Source organism: Quadrisphaera granulorum (assembly GCF_003149145.1).
Lineage (GTDB): Bacteria > Actinomycetota > Actinomycetes > Actinomycetales > Quadrisphaeraceae > Quadrisphaera > Quadrisphaera granulorum.
In genome coordinates, this window is sequence record NZ_QGDQ01000039.1 from 1 (window position 1) to 13,522 (window position 13,522).

Sequence of the window (13,522 nt, forward strand, 5' to 3'; positions counted from 1 at the left end):
TTTGAGCGGACCGATCCATCCTCCGGAGTTCCATCCTCGACCCGCAACCCGAGGTCACGCAGCGTCACCGCAGACGCGCTAGTGGCAAAGGCTCAGTGAGGATGAGCAAGTCGCCAGCGCCGATGCCACGTGTGGCAAGGCCCACCCACCTCTCGCCTGTGCCCGCTCCTTCGAGGAATCGTTGAACCGTCGAGGCGTCCCAGGAGAAGTCGTGGAGGGAGAACGGTGGGGTCTGGGAGACGGCGGCCCCCAACCACTCCTCCAGCGCAGCTGCCGCGCGGCGCCGTGAGCCTCCGTCATCTAGCTGGGCGATGAAGTTTCCCGTCTCGACCACGGCCGTCACAGGAAGCACGAGCTCGTCTCCCGCGGTGTAATGCCGCTGGAACTCCTCGCGCGCGCTGGCCTCCTGCTGGCAGCGGCCCGGCACAGGGACGAGGTTGCAGAGAACGCTCGTGTCCACGAACCGGACTGTCGGCAAAGCCCTCAGCCCCTGCCGATGAGGTGAGCCAGGGCGCCGAGGTCACGAGTCTCTGTGCGGGGGGCCACGAGCTGACCACGGCTGATGGCGTCGCCCATGTCACCGGCGGCGAGTGCCTTGACGTACCCGGGCAGGTCGATGGCGCGGCTCAGCCGGCTGTGGCCCGTCGCAGCATCTCGGTAGCAGACGACGACGCTCTCGTTCAGCTCACCGGTGAGGGCATTCAGGAGGGCGGGACTGTGCGTGGTGATGAGAATCCTGGTCGACGGTGGGGACGCAGCCCCACGGATGAGCTCGAGGAGGTGATCCGCCTGCGCCGGGTGCAACCCATTCTCGATCTCCTCCACGACAAGGAGCACACCGGGCTCGACGCCGGTCAAAGACTGGAGCGCGTCAATGTCCAGCCGCTGTCCTGCTGTGCGCATGGCCGTGGCAACTGCGAGGAAACGGAGGAGCCCGTCGCTCATCTCGCGGGCGGGAGTGATGTCGGGCTCGTCTCCGGAGACGCCTTCGTCGACACCGAGCATGACGTCCCCTAGGGGGGAGACCACGCTGACCAGGCTCCGAAGCTGACGGTCGGTGACTCGCTGGACGGCGGCCGTCACTGCGGCGTGGGCCGCCGGATCATCGGTCTCCAAGCGGTGGACCGCAGCCGAGACGTTCTCTGCAGTGCGGCGCAACAACACGTCGCGTTCAGGGACGTACCCCCGCATGAGGTGTGGGACAGGGTCGAGATGAAAAGCCCCGCGCAAGGCACTCGTCACTGCTTCTGCGCCCCGGAGGACGGCCGCTTCCACTCGGTGCTTGGTGTTCATCCGAGCCGCGAGCTGTAGCGTCAGGAGTCGGTCGTCGCGGAACTGCTGGATGGGATTGGGGCCTCGCTTCCCGTTGTAGATCTCGGCTGAGAGGCCTGGATGGCTCTGATCCGACGGTCTGGTGACCATCAACCAGTGGGATTCGACTTTTCGGGACTCCGCTGCCGGCGCCGGACCCCACAGCGACTCGCGGACGATACGCAGCACGGGCTCTACCTCGACGGTGAGCTCTAGGCGGTACAGGTCCTTGCCAACCGAAGCGGTGCATCCCAGGGAGAACGTGTTCTCCCTGTGCGGAGCGCAGCCGCGCGCGCCACCCCGTACGCCGTCACCGTCACGGCCACGCCCATCGAGCGCCTCATGGAGATCGTCGCCGTCCGCGAGCCGAGCAAGAACCTCGATGGCATCGAGTGCGTTCGACTTGCCTGCGCTGTTGCGTCCCGTGAGGACGGTGACGCCTGCCAGATCCAGATGCTCGCGCTGGAAGCTCTTGAAAGAATCGAGATGGATCCGCCTGAGGCTGGCTGTCGCCATATGGGGAGGGTAGTGCGGAGCTCTGACGTCCTTTGCCGGTCTTCTGAAGGTACGGGAGACGGATGACACCCGACCGGCTGGCGTTCTGGGCGCAGGAACGGTTGGGTTCTCCGCGTGTGCGGACTTTCGGGTGAGGTCAGGTTCGACGGCGCGGCAGCGGATGCGGGTGCGGTGCGGTGCATGTCGGAGGTTCTGGCACCACGCGGGCCCGACGGTTCGGGGGAGTGGGCACGCGGCCCGGTAGCGCTGGCCCACCGCCGGCTGGCGATCATCGACCTGTCCGAGGCCGGCGCGCAGCCCATGGTCGACGGCGAGGGGAGCGACCACGAGTTGGTCGCCGTGTTCAACGGCTGCATCTACAACTACCCGCAGCTGCGTGAGGAGCTGGCGGGCAAGGGGCACTCGTTCCGCTCCACGTCCGACACCGAGGTGATCCTCAAGGCCTACCGGCAGTGGGGTGACGACTTCGTCGATCACCTGGTGGGCATGTTCGCCGTCGTCCTCCACGAACCCCGGACCGGGCGTGTGGTCATGGCCCGCGACCGGCTCGGCATCAAGCCGCTCTACCTCGCCGAGAGTGCCGGCGCGGTGCGCTTCGCTTCCAGCCTGCCCGCGCTCGTGGCCGCCGGGCGCCGCGACGGGACCCTCGACACGAGCATCGACCCGGTGGCGCTGCACCACTACCTCAGCTGGCACGCCGTCGTCCCCGCTCCCCGCACCATGCTGCGCGGCGTGCGCAAGCTGCCGCCGGCCACGGTCCGCGTCTACGAGCCCGGCTGTGGCGCCGACGGCTTCCGCGACCGCGTCTACTGGCAGCCCTCCTACGAGCGTGACCCCGCCAAGGCCGGCTGGTCCGCCCGTGACTGGGAGGACGCCGTGGAGGAGGCGCTCCGCACCGCCGTCCGCCGCCGCCTCGTGGCCGACGTGCCGGTCGGGGTGCTGCTGTCCGGCGGGCTCGACTCCAGCCTCATCGTCGGGCTGCTCGCCGAGGAAGGACAGACCGGGCTGTCCACCTTCTCCATCGGCTTCGACAGCGCCGGCGGCCACGAGGGCGACGAGTTCCAGTACTCCGACATCATCGCCGCCCGCTACGGCACCGATCACCACAAGATCGCCGTCGACAGCCCGTCGCTGGTCGACGCGCTCGGCCACACCGTCGGCGCGATGAGCGAGCCGATGGTCAGCCACGACGTCGTCGCCTTCGACCTGCTCTGCCAGCAGGTGGCCAAGGAGATCCGCGTGGTGCAGTCAGGGCAGGGGGCTGACGAGGTCTTCGCCGGGTACCACTGGTACCCGCCGATGGCCCACGTCGAGCGGTCGCCAGGCGGCGGGTTCGACGTCGAGGCCGCCACCGCCACCTACGCGCGGGCCTTCTTCGACCGGGGCCCCGACGGGCCCGGCGGGATGAGCTGGCTCGTTGGCGACGGCGTGCTCGAGGGGATGCTCGCCGAAGGCGGGGCCGATGCGTCGAGGGCGTTCGTGGCATCACATCTCGCGCGCGCCGGAGCCTCCACCGCGGTGGACGCCGCGCTGCGCCTCGACACCGAGATCATGCTCGTGGACGACCCGGTCAAGCGCGTCGACAACACCTCCATGTCCTGGGGCCTGGAGGCGCGCGTGCCCTTCCTCGACCAGGACCTCGTCACCCTGGCCGCGCAGGTGCCCCCGGAGCTCAAGCTCGCCGACGGTGGCAAGGGCATCCTCAAGGCCATCGGCCGCCGCACCATCCCCACCGAGGTCATCGACAGGCCCAAGGGCTACTTCCCTGTGCCCGCGCTGACGCACCTGGAGGGGGGAGTGCTCGACCTCGTGCGCGACGCGTTGACCTCCGAGGCCGCCCGCAGCCGCGGCCTGTTCCGCCCCTCCGCGGTGAGCGAGCTGCTCGCCGCCCCGAACGCCGAGCTGACGCCGCTGCGTGGCAACCGCCTCTGGCAGCTGGGGCTGCTGGAGCTGTGGCTGCAGACGCACGGGGTGCGCTGATGGCCGCCACCTCCTCCCCGCGCCGCCACCGCGCCGTCGCCGGTCAGCGGGTCCGGCCCCGCAGTGGCGGTAGCGGCCACCCGCGGCATGGCACCGACCCCGACGTCGTCCTCGACATGGGGTGGGGGCGGTTGGTGTTCGGCAACACCTTCGTGGACCCGTCCGGTGTGCTCGAGGCACTGCGCGACGAGGCCAGCGGCAAGCGCGACATCGCCTGCTACGTGCCCGACCCGCAGGTGCTGGTCGGCACCTCGCCGCACGAGCTGTTCGTCGATCCGTCCTACACCTACCGCCTCGACCTGCACTCCTACCGCCAGCGCCGCGACGCCGTCCGCGACGTCGAGGTGCGCACCGTGCAGGCCCGCGAGGAGCTCGAGCAGGTCAACCGCATCTACGCGAAGGCGCGGATGGTCGAGGCCGACGTCGACACGATGTGGGCCAACCAGCGCACCCGCACCTTCACCCACCTCGTGGCGCTCGACCGGCGCGTCAGCTCCACCAGCGAGGACGGCGAGGGGCCGCGGGTGGTGGGCACCGTCACCGGCGTCGACCATGCGCTGGCCTTCGGTGACCCCGAGGGCGGCGCCAGCATGTGGTGCCTCGCTGTCGACCCCGACAACGCGCCCCCGGGTACCGGGGAGGCCCTCGTGCGCCGGCTCGCGGAGCGGTACGCGGCGCGCGGGCGCGCCCACCTCGACCTGTCGGTGCTGCACAGCAACACCGGCGCCATCGCGCTGTACCGCAAGCTCGGCTTCACGCCCACCTCCGCGGTGTGCGTCAAGCGCAAGAACCCCATCAACCAGGCGCTGTACTCCCCGACGCCGGCGGGCCTGGACGACGTCAACCCCTACGCCCGGATCATCGCCGACGAAGCGCTGCGCCGCGGCCTGCGCGTCGAGGTCACCGACGCCGCCTTCGGGGAGCTGCGGATCTCTTCCGGAGCACGCAGCGTGCTGACCCGCGAGTCGCTGTCGGAGCTGACCAGCGCCGTCGCCATGAGCCGCTGCGACGACAAGCGCGTCACCTCGCGACTGCTCGCCGGAGCGGGGCTGGCCGTGCCCCGCGCGGTGCAGGCCCCCGGGACCGACGACGACGACCTGCGCGCCGCCCGCGCGCTGCTCGCCGAGGTCGGCGACGTCGTCGTCAAACCCGCCCGCGGGGAGCAGGGACGCGGGATCACGGTGGGTGTCACCACCGACGAGGCACTGGTCACCGCGGTGCAGCGAGCGCTGACGTTCTGCCCCGACGTCATCGTCGAGGAGCGATTCGAGGGAGACGACCTGCGCGTCGTCGTCATCGACCACGAGGTGGTCGCGGCGGCCGTGCGCCGCCCGGCGCAGGTGGTCGGCACCGGACGCGACTCCATCGCCGAGCTGGTGCGCCGCCACTCCCGGCGCCGCGCGCAGGCCACCGGCGGGGAGAGCACCATCCCGCTCGACGAGACGACCGAGGCCGTGGTCGCGGATGCCGGCTACCGGATGGCCGACATCCTCCCGAGGGGCGAGGTGCTGGCCGTGCGCCGCACCGCCAACCTCCACACCGGCGGCACCATCGACGACGTCACCGACCGGCTGCACCCGGTCATCGCCGAGGCGGCGCGCCAGGCCAGCCGCGTCATCGGGATCCCCGTGACAGGCCTGGACTTCCTCGTGCCCGACCTCGAAGGAGACCAATACGTGATCATCGAGGCGAACGAGCGGCCGGGCCTGGCCAACCACGAGCCGCAGCCCACCGCCGAGCGATTCGTCGACCTGCTGTTCCCGGAGACGCGGCGCTCGGCGTGACGCCGGGCCCGGTGCGGCCTAGCGTGATCGTCCGTGAGTGCAACACCCCAGGCCCACGGCAGCGCCGATCCCCAGCCCGTTGACGTGCCCGTCGACGTCGACTACCTGCGCTCGACCATGGTCGACCTGCTCCTGACGCCCAGCCCGTCAGGGCGGACCGACGCGGTGATGCAGCTGGTGGGAGACCGGATCTCCGCGCTGGGCGTGCCGTTCGACCTGACCCGCCGCGGGCTGCTGCGGGCGCGCCTGGGCACCGGCAGCACGGTGCGGCGCGCCGTCGTCGTCCACGCCGACACCATCGGGTGCATGGTCAAGCGCCTCAAGGAGAACGGGCGGCTGGAGGTGGTGCCGGTCGGCTCCCACAGCGCCCGGTTCGCCGAGGGCGCTCACGTCACCGTGATGACCGACGACCCCGACTGCGTCTACACCGGCACTGTGCTGCCACTGCTCAGCGCCGGGCACGCCTTCGGTGACGACATCGACACCCAGGGCGTCGGCTGGCACCAGGTGGAGGTCCGCATCGACGAGCCCGTCAGCGACCTGGCCGGGCTGACCGCGTTGGGGATCCAGGTCGGTGACTTCGTCGCGCTCGACGCCGACCCGCGCATCACGCCCGGCGGCTTCGTCAAGAGCCGCCACCTCGACGACAAGGCCGGGCTCGCCGCCTGCCTCACCGCGCTGAAGGCACTGGCCGACGCCGGTGTGCAGCCACGGGTGGGGGCGCAGCTGCTCGTGACCATCGGCGAGGAGGTCGGCTTCGGCGCGACGCACGGGCTCGACCCCGACATCTCCGAGCTGGTCGCCGTCGACAACGCCGTCGTCGCCGCCGGGCAGGCCAGCTCCGAGCACACGGTGAACGTCGGCATGATGGACATGACCGGCCCGTTCGACTACCACCTGTCGCGACGGCTGCTGGCGCTGGCCGCTGAGCACGACGTGCCCGCCCACCGCGACGTCTACCGCCACTACCGCTCCGACGCCGCCCCGGCGCTGGAGGCGGGCATCGAGGCGCGGGCGGCGCTCATCGGCGCCGGCGTCGACTCCGGTCACGGGCACGAGCGGACGCACTTCGACGGCCTGGTGGCACTGACGCGGCTGCTGGTGCTCTACCTGCAGACCGACCTCGTGTTCGCCGAGTGGGACCGGCGCGCGGCGGGGCCGCTGGAGGAGTTCCCCTCCGACGCGGTGCAGCCGGCGCCGCGTGAGCCCGCGCGCGAAGACGCCATCGGCGGCGCCTGACCCCGCGCCCCTTCCCGCCCTCTCCCGCACTTGCCGCGGAAAGTGCGCTTCCGGCGCCCCCCTTCTCGCACTTTCCGCGGAAAGTGCGAGAAGGACCCCCTGCCTTCCCGCACTTTCCGCGGCAAGTGCGGGAGGGGATGGGGCGAGGGCGACGACGCCAGCGGGGTCGTCCGCCCACAGGGACCACGCGGGGCGTCGTCGTCCACAGGAGCGGCCAGCGGTCACCAAGCGATGCCGCTTCGGCGGCCACGGTGCGACGCATGCCGAAGAAGCGCCCCTGGCCCGACGAGCTCCCCGACGTCTTCCTTGTCTCCGACGCGCTCGAGCAGGGGGTGCTCACATCGAGCCAGCTGCGCGACCCCCGGCTGCGCCGCCTCTTCCACGGGGTGTGCGCACCGAGGTTCGTCCCCGTCGACCACGCCTTGCGCTGCCGCGGGGCAGCCCTTGTGGTCCCGCCGTCAGCTCGCCTGACCGGGACCTCGCTCGCGACGGTCGCCGGAGCGCCGCTCGCCGACACCTGGGACGACGTCGAGTGGGTCGTGCCACACGGCGACTGGCGCACCGGGCCGCGCGGCACGGTGCTGCGCGCGGCGTCGCGCGGGCCCCTCGGCGACACGTCGTGGCGCGGTGTGCCGACGGCGTCTCGGGAGCGGATGGGGTTCGACCTCGCGGCGCGGTGCGGCCTGGAGTTGGGCGTGGCGCGTCTCGACGTCGTCGTCAGGGCACGTCTGCTGGACCTCGACGCCTTCAAGGCGTGGCTCCTGACACGGCACGACGACGGCGTCGTCGCCGTCCGCGAGGCCGCCGACCTCTGCGACCCGCGCGCGGAGTCGATCCCCGAGTCGCGCTGCCGCGTGCGCCTCGTCCGCGCCGGGTTCGACGTGGAGCCGCAGTTCGACGTCGTCGACCGCGACGGCGTGTTCGTCGGACGCGTCGACCTGGCGCTGCTCGAGTGGAAGATCGCCATCGAGTACGAGGGGAAGTGGCGCACGCTCGTGGAGGGGCAGCTGACGGATGACCGGCTCCGCCTCGACGGTCTGCGCCACGCCGGGTGGAAGGTCGTTCACATCACGGCGGAGCGGATGAAGGGGCGTGGCGAGGTCGAGGACGCCGTCCGTCGTGCAGTCGCCGAGCGCATCGCCGGCATCTGAACCCCGCTGCCCTACCCGCACTTGCCGCGGAAAGTGCGCCAAGACCCCCGTCCTTCTCGCACTTGCCGCGGAAAGTGCGAGAAGGACGGGGCGGGAAGCGCACTTGCCGCGGAAAGTGCGAGAAGGGGCGGGGTCGGGGTCAGCGGACGCGGTGCGCCCCGGGCGACGCGAGCGCCCGCAGGAACGCCGGCGCCGGGTGGCCGGCCGCCAACGCCGCCGCGCGCACCGCCGACGCCACGGCCTCCTCGGTGCCGGCGCGCACCAGCGCCACCGCCGACCCGCCGAACCCGCCGCCCGTCATCCGCGCCCCCAGTGCGCCCGCGGCCTCCGCGGCCGCACAGACCACGTCGAGCTCGGGGCAGGAGATCTCGTAGTCGTCGCGCATGGACGCGTGCGAGGCGGACAGCACCGGGCCGACATCGTCGATGCACGCCACCGCCCCCACGCCGCTCACCCCGACGCAGCTGCCCTGCGCTGCCGCGGTGAGCAGCGACACCACCTGGTGCACGCGGGCGGTCTCGGTGATGACGTGTCGGGTGCGGCGCACCAGCTCCTCGACGCGGTCCGGGGCCTCCCTGGCCGCGACCGCCGCGGAGCGCAGCCGCTCCAGCACTGCCGACGCACCCCCAGCGGTGCCACCGGCCTCGGTCACGGCCTCCGCCAGCAGCCTGTACCCGAGGAGCGATGCCGCCCGCTCCGAGGCCGCCCGCCGCGAGCCGTACTCGCCGTCGGCGTGCCGGTGGGGAGCGCGGGTGTCCATGACGAGCAGCGCCCGCCCGTGCTCGGCCAGGGGCAGCGGCACCTGCGTCACCGCTCCGGTGGCGCTGTCGAGCATCAGCGCGTGCTCGGCGGTGCACCGCAGGGAGGCCGCCTGGTCCATGCCGCCGGTGGAGGCGCGCGCCACCTCGTTCTCGGCGCGCACGCACGCGGCGGCGAGCTCGGCGCGGAACGCGTCGGCCGACGTCTCGCCCAGCACCGCCAGGTCCGCCACCGCCAGCGCGACCACGCACTCCAGCGCCGCCGAGCTCGACAGACCCGCGCCCAGCGGCACCGTGGACACGACGGCGGCATCGACACCGCCCACCGCATAGCCCGCCTGCGCCAGCGCCCACAGCACGCCCGCCACGTAGGCGGCCCACCCCTCGGGCGCGCCGGGGCCGACGTCGGACAGGTGCCCTTGCCACACCGATGCTTCGCCGCCCAGGTCAGCGGACGATGCAGCGGAGACCACGCGCACCACCCCGTCGTGCCGCGCCCGCACGGCCGCCACGGTGCTGTGCGGCAGCGCCAGCGGCAGCACCGGCCCGCCGTTGTAGTCGAGGTGCTCGCCGATGAGGTTCACGCGGCCCGGCGCCGACCAGACGCCGTCGGCCTGGCCCTCCCAGTGCCCGGCGAACAGCGCCACCGCGGCGTCGGCCGCGGCCGACGGAGCGGCGGCCGTCAGCCAGATCGGAGCCCCCTGCGGGGCAGCAGCACCAGCGGCGAACTCGCCGCCAGCGAACCCGGCGCCCGACGTCGTCGTCGTCACGAAGCCACCTCCCGCAGCCGGTCGGCGATGCGCTCCGGCGTCGTGTCGTTGATCCACGCGCCGACCCCGGACTCGGAGCCGGCGAGGTACTTGAGCTTGCCGGGCTGGCGTAGCACGGAGAACGCCTGCAGGTGCAGCCGGCCAAGCTCACGCTCACGACCCAGCGGCGCCTGGTGCCAGCCAGCGATGTACGGCAGCGCGTCCACGCCGTCGAAGTAGCGGTCCAGCCGCCCCAGCATCTCCGAGTAGACGACCGCCAGCTCGTCCCGCTCCCCGGCGTCGAGTGCGGCCAGGTCGGGCACGTCGCGGTGCGGTGCCAGGTGGAACTCCACGGGCCAGCGGGCGGCGGCCGGCACGTACGCCGTCCAGTGCTCCCCGCGCAGCACCACGCGGGTGCCTGCGCGTTGCTCGGCGGCCAGCACGTCGGCCAGCAGCGACGTCCCGTGAGCGCGCTGGTGTCGCGACGCCTGCACGATCAGCTGCGACGTCCGCGGCGTGGGCTCCGGGTAGGCGTAGATCTGCCCGTGGGGGTGCTGCAGCGTCACCCCGATCTCCTTGCCGCGGTTCTCGAAGACGAACACCTCGCCCGAGCCGGCCACCCCGGACAGCGACGACAGCTCCGCCGTCCGGTCGGCCCACGCCTCCACCACGGTCCGCACGCGGGAGACGGGCAGGGAGGCGAAGGTGGCGGAGTGGTCGGCGGTGAAGCAGACCACCTCGCACTGCCCGACCGCGGCGCGCACGGGCCACAGCGGCTCGCCGTCCACCAGCCCCGCGGGCTCCTCAGCGAGCGATGTTCCCGCCCCCGCGTAGGAGGGGAACCGGTTGGAGAACACGACGACGTCGTAGTCGGCCTCGGGCACCTCGCCGGGCTCGCGCCCCGGGCGCGCCGGGCACAGCGGGCACAGGTCGGCGGGTGGCATGAAGGTGCGGTCCTGCCGGTGGGCGGCGTGTGCGACCCACTCGCCCGTGAGCACGTCCCACCGCATGGTCGACGTCGTGGCGACCGACGGCAGGTCGCGGGTGTCGACGGCGGAGCGGGTGCTCGCGCCGGACAGCCACGGCTCGGTGTCGTCGTAGTAGTGGATCGGCCGCCCGTCGGCCATCTGCCGGTCGGTGCGACGCACCTGCGCCATCGCGGTCCTCCTGTGGTGGGTGACCGGCTGCGCGCCGGCCCGCCAGCGAACGCTACCTGCGCTCGACTCTGAGCGGAAGTGTTCGGAAGTGTGAGTTTCTGTTGGTTCAATCGAGAAGGGTGAGAAGAGCAAGAAGGGCGATGAGGACGACGACGTCAGCCCGTCGCCGCATCGCGCTCCGCGATCACGAGCCGCCCCACCTTGGAGGCCAGCACCTCGCGTGCGGCGTGCGGCAGCCCGTCGTCCGTGACGAGCACGTCGACGGCGTCCAGCGGCGCGATGCTCGCCAGACCCACCACGTGCCATTTGGAGGAGTCGCACACGACGACGACGTGCCGCGCTGACGCCACGAGCGCCCGGTTGGTCTCGCCCTCGACGAGGTTCGGTGTGGTCAGCCCCGCCTCGAGGTCGACACCATGGACCCCGAGCAGCAGGGTGTCGACGTGCAGCGACCGGATCGCCGCCACGGCCACCGGCCCGACCAGCGCGTCCGAGGGGGTGCGTTCGCCGCCGGTGAGCACCACCGAACCGCCCGCCGCCCCTCCGGCCCAACTCCCGGCCGCACCGCCGGCAGGCGCCGAGTCGGGCCAGTCCGGCGCGCTCCACGCCTCGTGCAGCACCTGCTCCACGCGCAGCGAGTTGGTCACGACGGTGAGGCCCGGCACGTCGACCAGGGCGGAAGCGACGGCGTGGGTCGTCGTCCCCGCTGAGATCGCCACCGAGGAGCCCGGGGCGACCAGCTCGGCGGCGGCGCGCGCGATCGCCTCCTTCTGGGGGAGGGCCAGCGCCGACTTCACGGTGAAGCCCGGCTCCTCCGCGCGCGCCGACAGCGCCGTGGCGCCGCCGTGTACCCGGGCGACGAGGCCCTGCCCGGCGAGGATGGTGATGTCGCGCCGGACGGTCATCTCCGAGACGCCGAGCGCGGTGACGAGGTCGCTCACGCGCGCTCCGCCGTGCGCGCGCACCTCTTCCAGGATCCGCTCCTGGCGCTGCCTGGCGAGCACCCCCGCAGGTTACGGCCGGTCACCGGGCCCTGCAGCCTGCGTGGCGGTGATCACCGACGTGCGCGTCCTCGTCCGGGCCGGTGAGGGGCTGGTGGTTGACTGGGAGGGTGCCCGCCCGTCTCTTCTCCGGCATGCAGCCGACCGCCGACTCGCTGCACCTCGGCAACTACCTCGGTGCGCTCGTCAACTGGGTGGCGATGCAGGACGAGTACGAGGCCACCTACTGCGTGGTCGACCTGCACGCCCTCACGGTCTCGCCCGACCCCGAGGCGCTGCGCCAGCGCACCCGTGTCACCGCCGCCCAGTACCTCGCGGCCGGTATCGACCCCGAGCGCTCGACGCTGTTCGTGCAGAGCCATGCCCCGGAGCACGCGCAGCTGGCATGGCTGCTGAACTGCCTCACCGGCTTCGGTGAGGCCAGTCGGATGACGCAGTTCAAGGACAAGACCGCCCGCTTCGGTGCGGACCAGCAGAACGTGGGCCTGTTCGCCTACCCGGTGCTGCAGGCGGCGGACATCCTCGTCCACGACGCCGACCGCGTGCCCGTCGGTGAAGACCAGCGCCAGCACCTCGAGCTGACCCGCGACCTTGCCCAGCGGTTCAACGCGCGCTACGGCGAGACGTTCGTCGTGCCCGACGTCCACATCGTCGCCGCCACCGCCAAGGTCAACGACCTGCAGAACCCCGGCGCCAAGATGAGCAAGAGCGCCTCCTCGCCGAACGGGATCATCGAGCTCCTCGACGACCCGAAGAAGACCGCCAAGAAGATCCGCTCGGCCGTCACCGACACCGGCACCGAGGTCCGCTTCGACCCCGCGGAGAAACCCGGCGTGTCCAACCTCCTGACGATCCACTCGGCGCTGTCGGGCGAGAGCATCCCCTCCCTGGAGGACAGGTTCGCCGGCAAGGGCTACGGGCACCTCAAGGTGGAGGTCGCCGACGTCGTCGTCGCCGCGCTCTCCCCGGTGCGCGAGCGGGCGCTGGAGCTCCTGGCCGACCCGGCCGAGCTCGACAAGCTCCTGACCCGCGGCGCCGAGCGCGCCCGCGAGCGCGCTTCCGTGGTGCTGGCGCGGGCCTTCGACAGGGTGGGCTTGCTGCCCGCCCCCCGCTGAGGACCACCCCGGGTGCCCATGACGACCACGGCGAGGACGACGACGGCGGGCGGCGCCGTGGCTCCCGGGGGCGCCCAGGCGCTGACCGGCGTCTTCAGCGTGGTCCCCGGGGCCGGTGAGGTCCTCATCGGTGTGGCCATCGCGGTGCCGCAGCCGTGGGCGGGGGAGCTGGAGGCGTGGCGCCGCAGCTTCGGCGATCCGCTGGGCGCCACCGTGCCGGCGCACGTGACGCTCGTTCCGCCGACCGCGGTGCGCCGTGCCGACCTCCCCGCCGTGCGCGAGCACCTCGCTCGGGCCACCGCGGCCAGCGGGCCGTTCCGCGTCGAGCTCGACGGCGCCGACACCTTCCGCCCGGTCACCCCGGTGGTCTACGTGCGCCTGGCCGCCGGCGCGGGGGAGTGCGCGGACCTGGAGGGGCGGGTGCGCTCCGGGGTGCTCGGCACGCAGCGCCGGTTCCCGTTCCACCCGCACGTCACGGTGGCGCAGCAGCTCGAGGACGAGGTGCTCGACACGGCGTGCACGCAGCTCGCCGGGTACGACGCCGCTTTCGACGTGTCCGAGGTCGACCTGTACGAGCTCGGCACCGACGGCCGGTGGCGCTCTGTGCAGACCTTCCGCCTGGGCGGCTGACGCCGAGGGAGCCGGTCGGTCGGCGTCGGGCTGGCGTCCGGCAGGTGCCTGTCTGACGTCCGGCTGACATCCGACGCGCGGTGTGCGCCTCGCTGCGCCACGATCGACCCCGTGATCGACGAGCGCCGGCC

At 72.5% G+C, this 13,522-nt stretch carries 11 protein-coding genes; 6 read left to right on the forward strand and 5 right to left on the reverse strand.

The genetic code is table 11. The features are described 5' to 3' along the window. Nucleotides 1-64: 64 nt before the first annotated feature. Together BXY45_RS20795 and BXY45_RS20800 are read right to left on the reverse strand one after the other, a co-directional pair. A complete protein-coding gene (locus tag BXY45_RS20795; RefSeq protein ID WP_146211305.1) occupies nucleotides 65-460 on the reverse strand; it encodes a hypothetical protein in 396 nt (131 codons plus the stop codon). 23 nt (nucleotides 461-483) lie between these two features. After that, nucleotides 484-1,827, reverse strand: coding sequence for an AAA family ATPase (locus tag BXY45_RS20800; RefSeq protein WP_109776450.1), 1,344 nt, complete (start codon nucleotides 1,825-1,827; stop codon nucleotides 484-486). A gap of 114 nt (nucleotides 1,828-1,941) precedes the next feature. Between BXY45_RS20800 and BXY45_RS20805 the strand changes: the two genes are divergently transcribed. The 4 genes from BXY45_RS20805 to BXY45_RS20820 all read left to right on the forward strand — a co-directional run bounded on the left by BXY45_RS20805 (nucleotide 1,942) and on the right by BXY45_RS20820 (nucleotide 7,981). Continuing rightward, entirely contained in the window at nucleotides 1,942-3,807 is a 1,866-nt protein-coding gene (locus BXY45_RS20805; protein ID WP_109776451.1) for an N-acetylglutaminylglutamine amidotransferase, read from the forward strand. Further along, nucleotides 3,807-5,591 carry an N-acetylglutaminylglutamine synthetase gene (gene ngg, locus BXY45_RS20810; protein WP_109776468.1) on the forward strand — a complete coding sequence of 595 codons (1,785 nt, stop codon included), beginning with the start codon at nucleotides 3,807-3,809 and terminating at the stop codon, nucleotides 5,589-5,591. The genes BXY45_RS20805 and ngg overlap by 1 nt, the downstream gene beginning before the upstream one ends. Nucleotides 5,592-5,624: 33 nt before the next feature. Further along, nucleotides 5,625-6,830: an osmoprotectant NAGGN system M42 family peptidase gene (locus tag BXY45_RS20815; protein ID WP_245961958.1), complete on the forward strand. Its 1,206-nt coding sequence runs from the start codon at nucleotides 5,625-5,627 to the stop codon at nucleotides 6,828-6,830. A gap of 260 nt (nucleotides 6,831-7,090) precedes the next feature. Next, entirely contained in the window at nucleotides 7,091-7,981 is an 891-nt protein-coding gene (locus BXY45_RS20820) for a hypothetical protein (RefSeq protein WP_109776452.1), read from the forward strand. A gap of 139 nt (nucleotides 7,982-8,120) precedes the next feature. Here BXY45_RS20820 and galK read toward each other — a convergent pair whose 3' ends face one another. The 3 genes from galK to BXY45_RS20835 all read right to left on the reverse strand — a co-directional run bounded on the left by galK (nucleotide 8,121) and on the right by BXY45_RS20835 (nucleotide 11,649). Then, nucleotides 8,121-9,509, reverse strand: coding sequence for a galactokinase (galK, locus tag BXY45_RS20825; protein WP_245961959.1), 1,389 nt, complete (start codon nucleotides 9,507-9,509; stop codon nucleotides 8,121-8,123). Next, nucleotides 9,506-10,645 carry a galactose-1-phosphate uridylyltransferase gene (gene galT / locus BXY45_RS20830; protein ID WP_172601979.1) on the reverse strand — a complete coding sequence of 380 codons (1,140 nt, stop codon included), beginning with the start codon at nucleotides 10,643-10,645 and terminating at the stop codon, nucleotides 9,506-9,508. Before galT ends, galK begins: the two co-directional genes overlap by 4 nt. Before the next feature lie 155 nt (nucleotides 10,646-10,800). Next, nucleotides 10,801-11,649: a DeoR/GlpR family DNA-binding transcription regulator gene (locus BXY45_RS20835; RefSeq protein WP_109776453.1), complete on the reverse strand. Its 849-nt coding sequence runs from the start codon at nucleotides 11,647-11,649 to the stop codon at nucleotides 10,801-10,803. Nucleotides 11,650-11,756: 107 nt separating this feature from the next. Here BXY45_RS20835 and trpS point away from each other — a divergent pair, with 107 nt between their 5' ends. Further along, nucleotides 11,757-12,761: a tryptophan--tRNA ligase gene (gene trpS / locus BXY45_RS20840; RefSeq protein WP_245961960.1), complete on the forward strand. Its 1,005-nt coding sequence runs from the start codon at nucleotides 11,757-11,759 to the stop codon at nucleotides 12,759-12,761. A gap of 18 nt (nucleotides 12,762-12,779) precedes the next feature. Next, entirely contained in the window at nucleotides 12,780-13,391 is a 612-nt protein-coding gene (locus BXY45_RS20845) for a 2'-5' RNA ligase family protein (RefSeq protein ID WP_109776454.1), read from the forward strand. Nucleotides 13,392-13,522 lie beyond the last annotated feature (131 nt).